We start from the raw sequence: 15,716 nt of genomic DNA, 5'->3' as shown, positions 1-15,716 counted from the left end.
CTCCTTCGCTCAGGGTCACTTGGTGCGTCGTTGCATCGCGCGCAGTCCGCCGTACGCCGCCAGCGCCGTCCACAGCGCCATGATCGCCAGTCCGGTCCAGTGCCCGTACACGAGGTGCGGGTCGTCGGCGTAGTGCAGTGCGTACTGGCCGGCCCGGTCGGGGAGGAACTGGAACACCTCGCGCAGGCCGGGCACACCGCCGAGCAGCGGGGACAGCAGGAAGACGGTCGGGGTCAACAGGCCCATGGCGGCGGTGAGGTTGCCGAACAGCGCGGTCACCCCGAGGCAGAACACCACCAGGAACGCCGGGTACAGCACCCCGGCGGTGGCCGCGCGGGCGAAGGCCGGGCCGTGCCAGTCGGCGGGGACGGTGGCCGCGTACCCGGCGTAGGCGCCCGCGGTGCCGACCGCGCCCGCGCCGAGGCCGATCAGGGCGGCCAACGCCAGCTTGGCGCCGTACAGTCGGCCGAGCCGGGGGACGGCGGTTCGGGAGACGTCGATCATCCGGGTGTTGAACTCCTGCCCGATCAGCAGGACTCCGAAGGCGACCATGGCGGCCTGGCCGAAGTTGAGCCCGTAGAAGACGCCGACGCCGGGATCGTCGGTGAGGTTGCGGTCCTTGTCGCCGAGTGCCGCGCCTACGGCCGCGGTGGCCCCGACGGTGAGCAGTACGGAGAGCAGCGGCGTGACCCAGAGCGAGCGGAGGGTGGTGAGCTTGATCCGCTCGGCACGGAAGGCCTGCGGCACGGCGCTCATGCGGCGGCCTCGGCCCGGTACTCGACGCTGTCCGCCGTCATCCGCATGAACGCCTCCTCCAGGGAGTCCTGTTGGACCGCGATCTCGTACAGCACCACGCCGTTCGCGGCGGCCAGTGCGGCGATCCGCTCGGGTTCGGCGCCGGTCACCTCCCAGGCGCCACCCTCGGCCTCGACGGCGTCGAGGCCGTGACCGGGCCCGCCGAGCAGTGCGGCCAACTTGGCGGCGTCCACCGCCCGGACCCGGACCCTGGTACGGCCGTGGCGGTCGATGAACTCTGAGGTGGCGGCGTCGGCGAGCAGCCGGCCGCGGCCGATCACCACCAAGTGGTCGGCGGTGAGGGCCATTTCGGTCATCAGGTGGGAGGAGACCAGCACCGCCCGTCCCTCGGTGGCCAGTTCGCGCAGCAGGGTGCGGATCCAGCGGATGCCCTCCGGGTCCAGGCCGTTGACCGGTTCGTCCAGCAGCAGCACCGGCGGGTCGCCGAGCAGTGCGGCGGCCACTCCGAGGCGCTGGCGCATCCCGAGTGAGAAGCCCCTGATCCGCCGCCCGGCGACGTCCGCCAGCCCGACCTGGGCGAGCACCTCGCCGACCCGTCGCGCGGGCAGGCCGTTGCTCGCGGCGAGCCAGCGCAGGTGGCCCTGGGCCGTCCGTCCGCCGTGCAGGGCGTGGGCGTCCAGTAGTGCGCCCACCTGCCGTAGGGGCTCGGTGAGTTGGGCGTACGGGCGGCCGTTGACCAGGGCCTGCCCGGCGGTGGGGCGGTCCAGGCCGAGGACCAACCGCATGGTGGTGCTCTTCCCGGCGCCGTTCGGGCCGAGGAAGCCGGTCACCACGCCGGGCCGGACCTCGAACGACAGGGCGTCGACGACCCGCCGGCCGTCGTACTCCTTGGTCAGACCCTGGATCTCGATCACGGCCGCCTTCCCCTCCTGGTAGCTGGTCGCCGTCCGTGCTCCGGACGCTGGTTCCATTCGACCGGAAGGGACCGGGTGGGCGGATCCCGCCACAGCGGGGACCGGTCTCCCTCCCGGGAGGGAGACGACGACGATCCGGCGGGGGAGCCGGAGCGGCCCGCAGAGCTGGCAGGATGGAGCGGTGCCAAGAATGACCGCGTTCCGGATCCGGGGCCGAGTGACCACGATCCTCGCGCCGCTGGTGGCCGGTGCCAACTACGCCCGGCTGCTGCACCTGCTGGTCGGGTGGATCTTCGCGGGCGTCATCCTGATGATCTACCCGGGGACGTACCGGAAGGGCCTCGGCGAGATCCTGACGAACGCCGTCTCGCTGGACGTCGTGCTGCTAGCGCTGGTCGCCCTCATTCCGGCTGCGCGCCGCGCGGAGGGCGTGCAGGCACGGCTGCTGCTGGTGCCCGACCGCGAGGAGGACATCGGCGTCGAGCCCTCCGGCACCTGGGCTGACCGGCGTCGTACGGCGGGCTGGTTGATCGGGCGGGTGGTGCTCGGTTCGACGGTCGGCTTCGCGACGGTCTTCGGCCTCACGCCGGTCTTCGACCTGTTGACCGGTCCGCGCGCCCTGCGGTACCTTCCGCTCGTCCCGGTGTTGGCGCTCGGCTACGGCTGGCTGGTGGTCTGGGCAGGCCGTCTCCAACTCGCCATGGCGGTAAGGCTTCTGGGGCCATCCCCGGCGGATCGGTTGGCGGAGGCGGAGCTGCGGGCCGAACGGCTGCTGGAGCGGAACCGGTTGGCCCGCGAGCTGCACGACTCCATCGGCCACGCACTGACGGTGACGGTCCTCCAGGCCGGAGCGGCACGCGAGATCGCCGACCCGGCCTTCGCCGCCAAGGCGCTGGAGGTGATCGAGGAGACCGGGCGGCAGGCGATGGAGGACCTCGAACGCACCCTGGTCCTGCTGCGCGAGACCCCCGCGGGCGGCCCTTCGGCGGGCGGTACCTCGGCGGGCAGGACCTCGGGGAGCGGGGCGGCGACCGAGCAGCCCGGCATCGACCAGCTGCCCGCGTTGTTCGACACCGCCCGCGCCGCCGGCTGCCCGGTCGAGGCGAACATCGAGGTGCCAGCCGGAGCGCTGCCCGGGGTGCTCTCGCGCGAGTCCTACCGGATCGTCCAGGAGGGCGTCACCAACGCGCTCAAGTACGCGCCCGGCCAGCCGGTCGACGTCCAGGTCGCCGTCCGCGAAGGGCAGTTGGAACTGCGGTGCGCCAACCGCCTGGTGGCGGCGCCGGGTCGGGCCGGTGCCGGCCGCAAGGGCGGCAAGGGGCTCCGCGGCATCCGCGAGCGAGCCGTGCTGCTCGGCGGCGCGGCCTCGGCCGGACCGGCCGAATCCCCCGGACCGTCCGCCGAGGGCGGCGGGGAGTGGGTGCTCGACGTCCGGCTGCCCCTACGCTTGGGCTCGTGACGAATGATCTTGCAGACGGCGGCCGGACCGCAGGAGGCACGGGCGTGACCGACATCCTGCTCGCCGACGACGAGGAACTGGTCCGCGCCGGGATGCGGGCCGTCCTGGAGGCCCAGGGCGATCTGCGGGTGGTCGGCGAGGCGGCCGACGGCGCGCAGGCGGTGGCCCTGGCCCGCGCCCTGCGCCCGCACGTGGTGCTGATGGACGTCCGGATGCCCGTCCTGGACGGCCTGGCCGCCACCCGCGAACTGCTGCGCCCCGGCGCGCCGGGGGAGCGGCCGCCGCGGATCCTGGTCGTCACCACCTTCGAGAACGACGACTACGTCTACCAGGCGCTGCGCGCGGGCGCCGACGGCTTCCTGCTCAAGCGCTCCCGCCCGGCCGAGATCGCCCACGCCGTACGGCTGGCGGCGGCCGGCGAGTCGTTGCTGTTCCCGTCCGCGATCCGCCGCCTCGCCGCCGGGCACGGCAACCCCGCTGCCCGCGCGGCCCTGGACCGGGCGGCCCTGACCGGCCGCGAGGCCGAGGTGCTGCGGCTGATGGCGCGCGGGCTCAACAACGGGGAGATCGCCGAGCAACTGGTCCTCGGCGTGCAGACGGTGAAGACGCACGTCAGCAGTGTGCTGGCGAAGCTCGGCGCGCGGGACCGCACCCAGGCGGTGATCGCCGCGTACGAGTCGGGGTTCGTCGGGCCGTCGGAGGAGTAGGGCCGCTGGAGCAGTAGGGCCATCGGTCGGACGTTCCCGGCACATCGGGCGGTGCGGGTGGCTGCTGTGGCAGGCCCGGTCGTCAGGCCGGGTAGGCGTGGGTTTGGGTGGCCTTGACCGAGGCCCAGACCGCCGTGCCCGGTGCCAGTCCCAGTTCGGCGACGGCGGCCGGGGTGAGGTCGGCGGCCATCGGGAGGGCGCCGGAGAGTTCGGCGCGCACCTGGTCGCCGTGCAGGTCCAGGCCGGTGACCTCGGCCTGCCACAGGTTGCGGGCGCTGGACTGCGGCCGCTCCCGGTACAGGGTGACGGCGGAGGGCGGGAAGGCGACGAACGCCGGGCCGGACAGCTCCTCGGCGGTGGTCAGGACTGTCCCGTCCGGCAGGGTGACCCGGGTGCCCTCGGCCCGGCCCCGGTACAGGTTGAGGCCGACCAGGCGGGCGATGTAGTCCGTGCGCGGCCGGCGGGCGACCTCCGCCGGGCTGCCGGACTGCACCTCGTGGCCGTCCTCGATCACCACCAGCCGGTCGGCCAGCACCATCGCGTCCAGCGGGTCGTGCGTCACCAGCACCGCCACGGCCTCGAAATCGGCCAGATGACGGCGCAGTTGGGCCCGTACGTCGAGCCGGGTGCGGGCGTCCAGGGCGGCCAGCGGCTCGTCCAGCAGGAGCAGCCGGGGGCGGACGGCCAGGGCCCGGGCGAGTGCCACCCGCTGGGCCTGGCCGCCGGAGAGCCGGCCGGGGCGCACCGAGGCGTACTCGGCCAGGCCCATCCGTTCCAGCCACGCCGCCGCCTCGGCCCTGGCCTCGCGCCTGGGGCGGCCCTGGCAGCGCGGGCCGAAGGCGACGTTGTCGAGCGCGCTGAGGTGCGGGAAGAGCAGGTAGTCCTGGAAAACCACGCCGACCGGCCGCTGTTCGGCGGGGGTGTGCAGGCGCCGGGCCGGGTCCTCCAGGACTCGGCCGTCCAGCCTGAGGTGGCCGCCGGTGAGCGGGAGCAGGCCGGCCAGGGCGCGCAGGGCGGTGGACTTCCCGGCGCCGTTCGGGCCGAGCAGCGCCACCACCTCGCCGGGGGCGGCGGCGAGCGCCAGGTCGAGCGCGAAGGCGGCGCGGTCGACCCGGAGGCGGGCGTCGAGGGCGGCACCGGCGGTGGCAGCGGCCGTGACGGCGGGGGGTGTGCCGCCCGGGGCCGTGTCCGGGGTTGTGGTGCCCGGGGTGGTGGTGTCCGGGGTGGTGGGGCTCGTGCGGTGCGGGGAGTTCATCGGCTCGGCATCCTCGGTCACGGGGTCGACATCCAGCGGTCGCGCAGCCCGACGAGGACGGCGACGGAGACCACCAGCAGGACCAGCGACAGCGCGATCGCGGCCTCCGGGTCGGACTCCATGGCGAGGTAGACGGCCAGCGGCATGGTCTGGGTACGGCCCGGGAAGTTGCCCGCGAAGGTGATCGTCGCGCCGAACTCGCCGAGCGCCCGGGCCCAGGCGAGGACGGCCCCTGCGGCGATCCCCGGGGCGATCATCGGCAGGGTGACCCGGCGGAACGCGGTCAGCCGGGAGGCGCCCAGGGTCGCGGCGGCCTCCTCGAACCGGGGGTCGGCGGCCCGCAGTGCGCCCTCGACGCTGATCACCAGGAAGGGCATCGCCACGAAGGTCTCGGCGATCACCACCCCGGTGGTGGTGAAGGGCAGGGTGATGCCGAAGGCCGAGTCCAGCCAGGAGCCGACGATCCCGCGCCGCCCGAGCACCAGCAGCAGTGCCACACCGCCCACCACCGGCGGCAGCACCAGCGGCAGGGTGACCAGTGCCCGGATCAGCCGACGGCCGGGCAGTTCGGTACGGGCGAGCAGCCAGGCCAGCGGGACGCCGAGGACCAGTGAGACCCCGGTGGCGGCCGTCGCGCAGATCAGTGACAGCCGCAGGGCGTCCCAGACGGCGCTGCTGGTGAGCTGTTCGGACAGCCCGCTCCACGGCGCCCGGACCAGGAGCCCGATCAGCGGGAGGACCAGGAACGCCAGGCCGAGCAGTGCCGGGAGCAACAGCGTGACCGGGACGCGCTGCGAGCCCGGGTGGCGGCGTGTGCCCCGGAGACGCGTGCCCCTGCGGCGCGGTGGGGCCGTCGCGGGTCCGGCCGACGCCTCGTTGGCCCCGTCCGGGCCGGCCCCGGCGACACCGTCCCGGCCGGGGCCGGTGGTGCGGCTCCGGCCGCGTGCGGTGGTGCGGTCCTTCACGGCGCCTGGAAGCCCGCCGCGGTCAGCACCTGCTTGGCCTCGGGCGACTGGATGTAGGCGACGAAGGCGGCGGCGCCGTCCTTGTTCGGCGCCTTGGCGAGGGCGGCGATCGGGTAGTCGTTGACGGCCTTGTCGGCCTCGGGGAAGTCCACGCCGTCGATCTTCGCAGCATCGGCCCGTACATCGGTCCTGTACACCAGGGAGGCGTCGACCTCGCCGAGCTCGACCTTGGTCAGCGCTCCCTTGACGTCCTGCTCCAGGGTGACCGGGGTGAGGTCGAGGCCTGCGGCCTTCAGCGCGGTGAGGGCGGCGGCGCCGCAGGGCACCTCCTTCGCGCACAGCGCGACCTTCACGCCGGAGCCGGTGAGGTCCTTCAGGCCCGCGATGTGCTTGGGGTTGCCCTTGGGCACGGCGATGGTGAGGGTGTTCTTGACGAAGGTCTTCGGCGAGCCACTCGCACCGCCCCCGTCGGTGACGGTCTTCATGGTGGCCGGGCTGGCGGCGGCGAACACGTCCGCCGGGGCACCGGAGTTGATGCTGGTGGCCAGGGCGGAGCTGCCGCCGAAGTTGAAGGTGACCTTGGTACCCGGGTTCGCGGCCTCGAACTTCTTGCCGAGGTCGGTGAAGGTCTCCTTGAGCGAGGCGGCGGCGAACACGGTGATCGCGCCCTTGGCCTTCGGCGCGTTCCCGGTGCCGCCGTCGCCGCTCGCGGTGGCGGCGGTAGCTGCGGAGGAGACGGAGGAGGCGGAGCCGGAGGACTTGCCGCCGTTGCTGCCGCAGGCGGTGACCCCGACGCCGAGGGCGAGCGCCGCCGCGGTGGCGACGGCGAGTCTGCGGGTGGCGGTGGTGCGGGTGCTCATCGGTGCTTCCCCTCCAGGGTTCGCGCCGGACGGGGGCGCGAAGGCGTGGCCGCAGGTGCGGCCATTACAGCGATCATAGTGCCGCAGATGCGAGCACTAAATCCTCTGTCGCTTTGCACAGGCGGGGTGCGGCGGGAGCCTCGGAGCCGCTGTGCGAAGGCTCAAACGTGCACGGACGGTTCCGGTGCGGACCGCTGGGGGTCGTGCTGGGGCGGTGGTGGGATCGGGCGCTGGGGCCGGTGGTGGGGGCGGCGCTGGGATCGGTGTCGCGGGTGGTGCGAGGAGAGGTGCGAGAGGGCGCGGCCGTGGACCGCCGGAAAATCCGTCGCACCCGGGCAGGGGGAGAGGCCAGAGTGGGGGCAACCCGCAGGTGGAGCCGACCGTCGGCCGCCCGGGCCCAACGGTCGATCCACACGGATCCACGGGGAGGAGTCCGTCCATGTCCACGCTGAGAGTCACCGCCGAGAGTCTGGTCATCCTGGAGCACCCGAACGCCGATGCCCTGGAGCTGGCACAGGTCGGCCTCTACCGGGCGGTGGTCGCGAAGGGCGTGTACCGGACCGGTGACCACGCCGTCTACATCCCCGAACAGGCCGTCCTCCCGGACGGGTTGATCGACGAGCTCGGACTGACCGGCAAGCTGGCCGGCGGGGCGGCGAACCGGGTGAAGGCGGTGCGGCTGCGCGGAGAGCTGTCGCAGGGCATCGTGTGCCGGCCTGCCGCGCTCACCGGCACCGACCTGGCCGGTGCCGCCGAGCGGGGCGAGGACTTCGCCGAGCTGCTCGGGATCGTCAAGTGGCAGCCGCCGGTGCCGACTTCGATGAGCGGCGAGGTGGTCAGCGCGCCGGACCTGCTGCCCTGGGTGGACATCGAGAACCTCAAGCGCCACCCCGACGTCTTCGAGCCCGGTGAGCCCGTGGTGCTGACCGAGAAGCTGCACGGCAGCTGCTGCCTGGTCACCTACACCGCCGCCACCGGCGAGGTGAAGGTCTCCTCCAAGGGGATCGGCGCGCAGGGCCTGGCCCTGGTCGAGGACGAGCGCAACCTGTACTGGCGAGCCGTGCGCGCGTACGACCTCCCGGCGGTGGCGGCCCGGCTGGCCGAACGGCTGGGCGCCGAGCGGGTCGGCATCTTCGGCGAGGTGTTCGGCGAGGGCGTGCAGGACCTCACGTACGGCGCCTCCGCGCTTACCGATCGCCCCGGGTACGCCGCGTTCGACGTGTCGGCCGTGGTGGACGGGCAGCTGAGCTGGCTGCCGGCCGCCGAACTGCTCGAGGGCGAGCTGCCGTTGGTGCCCGAACTGTGGCGCGGGCCGTTCGACGCCAGCACGGTGCTGGCGTACGCGCAGGGCAGGGAGACTTACTCCGGGCGCGAACTCCACCTGCGCGAGGGCGTGGTGGTCCGGCCTGTGGTGGAGCGCTGGAGTCCGCTGCTCGGCGGACGGGCGATCGCCAAGGCGGTCAGCGACGCCTACCTGACCCGCAAGGGCGGCACCGAGTACGAGTGAGCGGCTTCCTCGGCTGAATACCCGTCAGTAAGGTTGGGGGTCACCACGCGCAGCCAGCGCCGAGGAAGTCCAGAAGGAGTGCCGATGGCCACCGCAGCCGCCGTACCCGGACCGGCCGGGAACCCCCTGGTCGGTTCGCTCTTCGACCTCACCCGCCGTCCGCTGCGCACCTACCTCGCGGCCCGGCGCGACCACGGGGACGTGGTGCGCTTCCTGGCCGGGCCGCCCGGGCTGCGCGTCGAGTTCTACGGGGTGTTCTCGCCGGAGGGCGTCCACCAGGTGCTGGGCAGCGAGGTGGCGAACTTCCGCAAGGAGAACAACTTCTACGACGAGCTGCGGACCAGCGTCGGCAACGGGCTGCTGACCAGCCAGGACGAGGTCTACCAGCGCCAGCGACGGCTCATCCAGCCGCTGTTCACCCGGCGCCGGGTGGACGGGTACGCGGACGCGCTCGCGCAGGAGGCGCAGGCGCTCGCCGAGCGCTGGCGGGCGGTGCCGGACGGGGTCGTGGACGCGGCGGAGGAGATGTCGCGGTTCGCGCTGCGCGCGGTCGCGCGGATCCTCTTCGGGGCCGACGTGGAGGAAGCGGTGGAGGTGGTGAACCGCAGCTTCCCGGCGGTCGGCGAGTACATCATGGAACGCGGCTTCGCGCCGGTCCGCCTCCCGCGGACCTGGCCGACGCCGGGCAACCGGCGCGGCCTCGCGGCGCAGCGGGCGCTGTACGAGGTGTGCGACCGGATCATCGCCGAGCGGGCCGCGCGCGGGGGCGGCGACGAGGACGCGGACGACCTGCTGACCCTGCTCGGGCGGGCGCGCGGCGAGGACGGCGAGCGGCTGGATCCGGCCGAACTCCGGGATCAGGTCCTGGTGTTCCTGCTCGCCGGGCACGAGACCACGGCCACCTCGCTGGCCTTCGCGCTGCACCTGCTGGCCAAGCACCCGGAGCAGCGCAAGCTCGCCCAGGAGGAGGCGCGGACCGTCCTGGCCGGGCGGGCGCCGACGGCGGCGGACCTGGAGCGGCTGCCCTACATCACCCGGGTGCTCAAGGAGGCGATGCGGCTCTTCCCGGCGGCGTCGCTGGTCGGGCGGCGGGCGGTCGAGGAGACGGTCATCGACGGGTACGTCATCCCGGCGGGGGCGCAGCTCGTGGTGGCGCCGCTGGTGACCCACCGGCACCCGGACCACTGGGCGGAGCCGGAGCGCTTCGACCCGGACCGGTTCCTGCCGGAGGCCGAGAAGGCGCGCCACCGGTACGCCTGGTTCCCGTTCGGGGGCGGGCCGCGGGCGTGCATCGGGCAGCACTTCTCGATGCTGGAGTCGGTGCTGACCCTCGGGGTACTGCTGCGGGACTTCGAGGTGGAGGTGGTGGACCGGCGGGTCGCGCTCGCGCAGGGGATCACCCTCCGGGCGGCGAGCGCGATGCGGGTGCGGGTTTCGCCGGTGGGGTGACGGAGGGGGACTGCGGGCTTCAGCGTCCGGGGTTCCGCGTTCAACTTTCAGATGACAGCTAACAGATGACAGAGTTCGAAATCTGTCATCTGTCATCTGTCATCTGTTCGTTGTTCGCCGTTCGCCGGCGGACGACCGGCTCCCCGGGCACACGACCGGGCCATTCGAACACATCGCCCCGGCTGCGTGTGCAGCTTTTCAGATCTTCGTCTGGGCGATTCCAGTCGCTCGATAGCGTCCCACGCACCCCAGGTCGGAAGCGCACATGCGCCACGCATATGCCTGCCGCATGCAGTCCGCCCGACCGGGGTGCCCGGGCGCACCGCTGACCGCCCCGGGCCCGACCGGTCGACCGGAGGTCCCATGGGCACCCTCAACCACTTCAGTTTCGGGTGGCTGACACCCGTCCTCTCGTACGCGATGGCCTGTGCCGGCGCCGCCCTCGGTCTGCGCTGCACCCTGCGCGGCCTGGCCGCCACCGGCGCCACCCGTCGGAACTGGCTGCTCACCGCCGCCGCCGCGATCGGCTGCGGCATCTGGACCATGCACTTCGTCGCCATGTTCGGCTTCGCCGTCGACGGCACCGAGCTCCGCTACAGCGTGCCGCTGACCGTCGTGAGCCTGCTGGTCGCGGTGCTGGTCACCGGCCTGGGCCTGACCGTGGTCTGCTACGGCCGGCACCGCGGCCTCGCCCTGCTGGGCGGCGGAGTCACCACCGGTGTCGGCGTCGCCGCGATGCACTACCTGGGCATGGCCGCCGTCCGCATGCACGGTGGGCTGCGCTACGACGCGGGAACGGTCGCGCTGTCCGTGCTGGTCGCGGTCGGCGCTGCCACCGCCGCACTCTGGGCCGCCGTCACCATCCGCAACGTGTACGCGGCCGCCGCCGCCTCGCTGGGCATGGGGCTCGCCGTCAGCTGCATGCACTACATCGGAATGGCCGCCGTCCACGTCCAGCTGGATCCCGCTCGTACCGACCTCGACGGGGTCAGTCCGATGGAGTTCGTCTTCCCGCTCGCCGTCGGCCTCGGCTCGTTCCTCTTCCTCGCCTCCGCCTTCGTCGCGCTCTCCCCGACCGCCCAGGAGCGGGCCGGTGGCCCGGCGGCGGGGGAACTGGCCGTCGAGGAGTTCCCCGTCCCGGCCGTCGGTCCGGAGGCCGACCTCCCGGGCGCGGCGCCCGCCGACCCGCACGGCCTCGACTCGTACGGACAGCACCCGTACGGACCGGACCCGTACGGCCACGACCGCGCCGCCTGAGCCCTGCGCCGCCTGAGCCCTGCGCCGCATGGGCCCCGTGCTGCCTGTCGGCCCGGCCAGCCCGAACCCCGTCTTCTACCCACGCCCCCACGCCCCTGCCCGAAAGGCCCCACACCCATGCGAGAAGACCGCGGTACCGCCCCCGGCGCCCGCCGGGGTGCCCATGCCGGACCGCCCGCCCGTCCACCGCGCCCCGGCCCCTGGTTGCGCGGGCTGCGTCCTCGGACCGTCCGCGCCCGGATCATCGCCCTGCTGATGGTGCCGGTCGTCTCCGTCATCGCCCTCTGGGGCTTCGCCACCGTCACCACGGCCCAGGGCGTCTGGGATCTGCTGCGTCTCCGCGACGCCCAGCGCACCCTGCTCACGCCCGTCGCGGACACGGTCGCCGACCTGCAGGCCGAGCGTGCGGCCGCCGGGCAGCTGCTGGCCGGGCCGGGTCTCGTCCCGGGGACCGTGCCCGCCGCAGGCCGGGAGAGTGCCCTGCGCGAGGCCGCGGCCGCCACCGACCGGGCGCTCGCCCCGCTGTTCCCCGACCCGCGCCACCCCGGCGAGGGCTACAACCGTGCCGACGCCCAGGGTCTGGGCGCCGACGCCGCCGCCCGGCTGGACGCCCTCGGCGAATCCCTCGCCGCCCTGCCCGGGCTGCGCGGCAGGGTGCTCGCCCGGAGCGTCGGCTGGCCCGAGGCGTACGCGGCGTACAGCGAGGCGGTGGACCGGGCGCTGGCCGTGTCCGGTGCCGTCGCGCCGCTGCAGGACGGTGGGGCCGGTGCCGACACCCGGGTGCTGCCGGACCTGGCCCGCTCCCGTGAACTCCTGGCCCGGGAGGACGCGTTGCTGCGCTCCGCCCAGCTCTCCGGCGGGCTCGGCGACGACCAGCTGCGCGAGTTCTCCGGTGTGGCGTTCGCCCGGCGTGAGTTCGAGCAGGGTGCGGTCGCCGACCTGGGATCCGCCGATCGGGACGCACTGCTCGCCCTGACCGCCGGGCCGGACCACCGAGAGCTGGTCGGCTACGAGGAGAAGGTCCGTACCGCCGCCGACGGCCGGGCCGCCGTCGCCGCGGTCCCGGCGGACCGGTGGGCGGTGGTGGCCGGGAACGTCACCGACGGGCTGCGCGGCGTAGAGGACCGGGCCGGACGGATCGCCGCCGAGCGCCAGAACCCCTATGCACTGGGCCTGTTCACTCCGGCCGGGATGGCCGTGCTGCTCGGTCTGCTCGGAGTGGTCGCCTCACTGGTGATCTCGGTGCAGATCGGCCGCGGCCTGGTCACCGAGCTGACCGGCCTGCGCAACGCGGCGCTCGACCTGGCGGGCCGCAAACTTCCTGCCACCTTCCGGAAGTTGCGCGCCGGGGAGGAGGTGGACATCGAGGCCGAGGCGCCTCGGCCGGTGGGTCGCGACGACGAGATCGGCCAGGTGCACCGGGCGCTCGGCACCGTGCAGCGGGCGGCCGTCACGGCGGCGGTGGAACGGGCCGAGGTGCTGTCCGGGGTGTCCGGGGTGTTCGTCAACCTCGCGCGCCGAAGCCAGGTCCTGGTGCACCGCCAGCTCACCCTGCTGGACACCATGGAGAGGCGGACCGAGGACCCGTCCGAGCTGGCCGACCTGTTCCGGCTGGACCACCTCACCACCCGCATGCGTCGCCACGCCGAGGGCCTGATCATCCTCTCCGGCGCCGCGCCCGGCCGGGCCTGGCGCCGGCCCGTCCCACTGGTGGACGTGGTGCGGGCGGCCGTTTCGGAGGTCGAGGAGTACGCCCGGGTCGAGGTGCACCCGCTGCCGCGCGCCGCCGTCGTCGGCCACGCCGTCGCCGACCTGACCCACCTGGTGGCCGAACTGGTCGAGAACGCCACCGGGTTCTCCCCGCCGCACACCCGGGTGCACATCCGCGGTGAACAGGTCGGCAACGGCTACGCGCTGGAGATCGAGGACCGCGGCCTCGGGATGGGCCCGGCCGCGCTCGCCGCCGCCAACCGGCGGATTGCCGCCGCCGAGCAGACCGACCTGTTCGACAGCGACCGGCTCGGCCTGTTCGTGGTCAGCCGGCTGGCCAGGCGGCACGACGTGCGGGTCTCGCTGGTGACCTCCGCGTACGGCGGCACCACCGCGGTGGTCCTGCTGCCCACCGAACTGCTGGCCGACGGGCGGGAGGGGCAGGGGCAAGGCTTCGAACTGCCAGCGGAGTTGGACGCCTCCTACGTGCCGGACGAGCCTGCCGGGGCCGCGGCTGCGGCTCCGGCTCCGGCTCTGACCTCGGCTTCTGCCCCGACCCCGGGTCCGGCTCCGACCCCGGCCGCAGCGCCGGTTCCGGCTCCGGCTCCGACTCCGGCTCCCGCTCCGACGCCGGGGCCGACGCCGGTTCCGGGACCCGCGGCGTGGCCTCAGTCCGGACCGGCCCCGGCCTTCCCGGCCGGCGGAGTGACGGAGATCGAGCTTCCGGCGGCGGGTGGGCCGTCGCCGGAGGGCGGGGCGCTGCTGCCCTTCGGCACCCGGGGCGGCGACCCCGGGCCGGTGCGCCGCACCCCCGTCCGGGCCTCGGGCGCCCGGACGGCCGGACCGGCTGCGGACGGGGGCCCGGGTGCCACCTCGCGTCCGCAGCCCGGTTCGCCGCCGCCGTACCGCACGGCAACCGCGGCACCGCCCGGCGAGCGGCAATCTGCAGACGCCCCTGAGGAGTTGCCGCGGCGGGTGCGCCAGGCGAGTCTCGTGCCGCAGCTGAGGGAGGCCCCGGCCGAAGCCGCCCCGCGCAGCCGTCGTACCGCCTCCGGCCGGGCCGGCGCGGGGCCCGCGACCCGCAGCCCGGAGGCGGCGCGGGCCGCGTTGTCCGCCTTCCAGAGCGGGTGGGCGCGCGGCCTGCGGCCCGACCGGCGGTTCGACGGGGGCCCCTCCGGCGGACCGGGCGACCGATTCGACCACCGCCCTGACCACCGACCCGACGACCCACTCGTCCACCGATTCGACCACCGATCCGGTGTCCGACCCGATTTCCGACCCGACGCCCGACCCGAAGGAGACCAGCCGTGATCGGCACCACCCACCGCACGGGGGAACTGAACTGGCTCCTCGACGAGTTGGCCCAGCGCGCCCCCGAGGTCCGCTTCGCCGTGATGCTCTCCGCCGACGGCCTGGCCATGGGCACCTCGGCCGGTCTGGAACGTGAGGACGGCGAGCACCTGGCCGCCGTCGCCTCCGGCTTCCACAGCCTCGCCAAGGGCGCCGGTCGGCACTTCGGCGCCGGTGAAGTCCGCCAGACACTGGTCGAGTTGGAAGGGGGCTACCTGCTGGTCGCGGCGGCCGGGGAGGGTACCTGCCTGGCCGTGTTCGCCACCGCCCGGGCCGATCTCGGGCTGATCGCCTACGAGATGGCCAGACTCGTCCGCCGGGTCGGCGAGCACCTGAGCGCCCCGCCCCGTACGGTGCACGGCGGGTGAGGACGGTGTCCCATCCGGACCGCCCGTACCGGTCGGAGCCCCCGTTCCATCCGTACCACCAGCGACATCCGGAGCATCCGCGGGCCGATCCCGGCCGACCGCCCCGGAACCCGCTCGCCGCCGCTCACCGGGCCCGCTGGTACGACGACGAGGCCGGGCCGCTGGTCCGCCCGTACGCCGTGACCGGGGGGCGGACCGGTGCCGGTGAGCAGCAGTTCGACCTGATCGCCGTGGTCGTGTCCGAGCTGCCGGACCCGGAGCTCTCTCCGGACGCGCCCGAGCCGCCGGTCGGCCCTGAACAGGCGCGCATCCTCGGCCTGTGCCGGGGCACGCCGCTGTCCGTGGCCGAACTGGCCGCCGACCTCGACCTGCCGGTGGGGGTCGTGCGGGTGCTGCTCGGCGACCTGCTGGCGGCCGGGCTCATCCGGGTCAGCCGCCCCGTCCCGCCCGCCCTGCTCCCCGACGAGCGCATCCTCCAGGAGGTCCTCCATGGGCTCCGTGCACTCTGACCACCCGTCCGACCGCTGGCCGTCCGATCCGGTGGATCCGGCCGACTCCGTGCTCGCGCTCAAGATCCTCGTGGCGGGCGGGTTCGGGGTCGGCAAGACGACGTTGGTCGGCGCCGTCAGCGAGATCCGCCCGCTGCGCACCGAGGAACGGCTGACCGAGGCCGGGCGCGAGGTGGACGACCTGGACGGAGTGGAGCGCAAGACCACCACCACGGTGGCCATGGACTTCGGCCGCATCACCATCCGCGAGGGACTGGCCCTCTACCTGTTCGGCACCCCGGGCCAGGACCGGTTCTGGTTCCTCTGGGACGAGCTGGCGCAGGGCGCGCTCGGGGCGGTGGTGCTTGCGGACACCCGCCGACTGACCGACTGCTTTCCGGCCGTCGACTTCTTCGAGCACCGCAGCATCCCGTTCGTCGTCGCGGTGAACCGTTTCGCCGGGACGAGCGAGTACGGCCCGGAGGAGGTCGCCCGCGCGCTGGACCTGGACCCCGGTACGCCGGTGGTGCTCTGCGACGCCCGGCAGCGCGCCTCCGGCAAGGAGGTGCTGATCAGCCTGGTCGAGCACGCCGGTCGGGTGCACGCGGCCCGGCTGCTGGCGGAGGTCTGACAGAGGACACACGACGGAGGGCATGCGACGGAGGACAGAA

At 74.1% G+C, this 15,716-nt stretch carries 14 protein-coding genes; 9 read left to right on the top strand and 5 right to left on the bottom strand.

The genetic code is table 11. The features are described from left to right. Positions 1-15: 15 nt before the first annotated feature. Positions 16-756 (bottom strand): ABC transporter permease, encoded by a 741-nt coding sequence (locus tag HS99_RS45375; protein WP_050366462.1) that lies wholly within the window; start codon positions 754-756, stop codon positions 16-18. After that, on the bottom strand, positions 753-1,670 hold the full coding sequence (locus tag HS99_RS30340) for an ABC transporter ATP-binding protein (protein WP_030552280.1): 918 nt from the start codon (positions 1,668-1,670) through the stop codon (positions 753-755). Before HS99_RS30340 ends, HS99_RS45375 begins: the two co-directional genes overlap by 4 nt. A 217-nt stretch (positions 1,671-1,887) precedes the next feature. Here HS99_RS30340 and HS99_RS30335 point away from each other — a divergent pair, with 217 nt between their 5' ends. Further along, complete coding sequence (locus tag HS99_RS30335; protein WP_030552278.1) at positions 1,888-3,129, top strand: sensor histidine kinase; 1,242 nt, start codon at positions 1,888-1,890, stop codon at positions 3,127-3,129. Between the two features lie 44 nt (positions 3,130-3,173). Continuing rightward, the gene (locus HS99_RS30330) at positions 3,174-3,836 is read left to right on the top strand and encodes a response regulator transcription factor (protein ID WP_030283158.1); all 663 of its coding nucleotides are present in this window, start codon (positions 3,174-3,176) and stop codon (positions 3,834-3,836) included. An 82-nt stretch (positions 3,837-3,918) separates the two neighbouring features. On the opposite strand, the gene HS99_RS30325 is transcribed toward HS99_RS30330, so the two are convergent. Genes HS99_RS30325 through modA form a run of 3 tightly spaced genes read right to left on the bottom strand, consistent with a single transcriptional unit; the run spans position 3,919 to position 6,916 of the window. Next, a complete protein-coding gene (locus tag HS99_RS30325) occupies positions 3,919-5,091 on the bottom strand; it encodes an ABC transporter ATP-binding protein (protein ID WP_078938850.1) in 1,173 nt (390 codons plus the stop codon). Between the two features lie 17 nt (positions 5,092-5,108). Beyond that, the gene (locus HS99_RS30320) at positions 5,109-6,056 is read right to left on the bottom strand and encodes an ABC transporter permease (protein WP_078938849.1); all 948 of its coding nucleotides are present in this window, start codon (positions 6,054-6,056) and stop codon (positions 5,109-5,111) included. Continuing rightward, positions 6,053-6,916: a molybdate ABC transporter substrate-binding protein gene (modA, locus tag HS99_RS30315; RefSeq protein WP_030283152.1), complete on the bottom strand. Its 864-nt coding sequence runs from the start codon at positions 6,914-6,916 to the stop codon at positions 6,053-6,055. Before modA ends, HS99_RS30320 begins: the two co-directional genes overlap by 4 nt. Before the next feature lie 439 nt (positions 6,917-7,355). Between modA and HS99_RS30310 the strand changes: the two genes are divergently transcribed. From HS99_RS30310 to HS99_RS30280, 7 genes are all read left to right on the top strand, one after another. After that, positions 7,356-8,423, top strand: a complete 1,068-nt coding sequence (locus HS99_RS30310; protein WP_030552271.1) for an RNA ligase (ATP) — start codon at positions 7,356-7,358, stop codon at positions 8,421-8,423. 84 nt (positions 8,424-8,507) lie between these two features. After that, complete coding sequence (locus HS99_RS30305) at positions 8,508-9,872, top strand: cytochrome P450 (protein ID WP_030552269.1); 1,365 nt, start codon at positions 8,508-8,510, stop codon at positions 9,870-9,872. 363 nt (positions 9,873-10,235) lie between these two features. After that, entirely contained in the window at positions 10,236-11,129 is an 894-nt protein-coding gene (locus tag HS99_RS30300; RefSeq protein ID WP_078867267.1) for an MHYT domain-containing protein, read from the top strand. A 117-nt stretch (positions 11,130-11,246) separates the two neighbouring features. Continuing rightward, positions 11,247-14,150, top strand: a complete 2,904-nt coding sequence (locus tag HS99_RS30295) for a sensor histidine kinase (RefSeq protein ID WP_078958669.1) — start codon at positions 11,247-11,249, stop codon at positions 14,148-14,150. Then, positions 14,147-14,557 carry a roadblock/LC7 domain-containing protein gene (locus HS99_RS30290; protein WP_030283140.1) on the top strand — a complete coding sequence of 137 codons (411 nt, stop codon included), beginning with the start codon at positions 14,147-14,149 and terminating at the stop codon, positions 14,555-14,557. Before HS99_RS30295 ends, HS99_RS30290 begins: the two co-directional genes overlap by 4 nt. Before the next feature lie 161 nt (positions 14,558-14,718). Further along, positions 14,719-15,066 carry a DUF742 domain-containing protein gene (locus HS99_RS30285; protein ID WP_046386261.1) on the top strand — a complete coding sequence of 116 codons (348 nt, stop codon included), beginning with the start codon at positions 14,719-14,721 and terminating at the stop codon, positions 15,064-15,066. Beyond that, on the top strand, positions 15,047-15,676 hold the full coding sequence (locus HS99_RS30280; RefSeq protein ID WP_078867265.1) for a GTP-binding protein: 630 nt from the start codon (positions 15,047-15,049) through the stop codon (positions 15,674-15,676). The genes HS99_RS30285 and HS99_RS30280 overlap by 20 nt, the downstream gene beginning before the upstream one ends. Positions 15,677-15,716: the final 40 nt, after the last annotated feature.

The sequence above is a fragment of the Kitasatospora aureofaciens genome (genome assembly GCF_001188955.3).
Lineage (GTDB): Bacteria > Actinomycetota > Actinomycetes > Streptomycetales > Streptomycetaceae > Kitasatospora > Kitasatospora aureofaciens.
The sequence above is the reverse complement of the archived record's forward strand: the minus strand, read 5'-3'. Positions and strand labels throughout refer to the sequence as shown.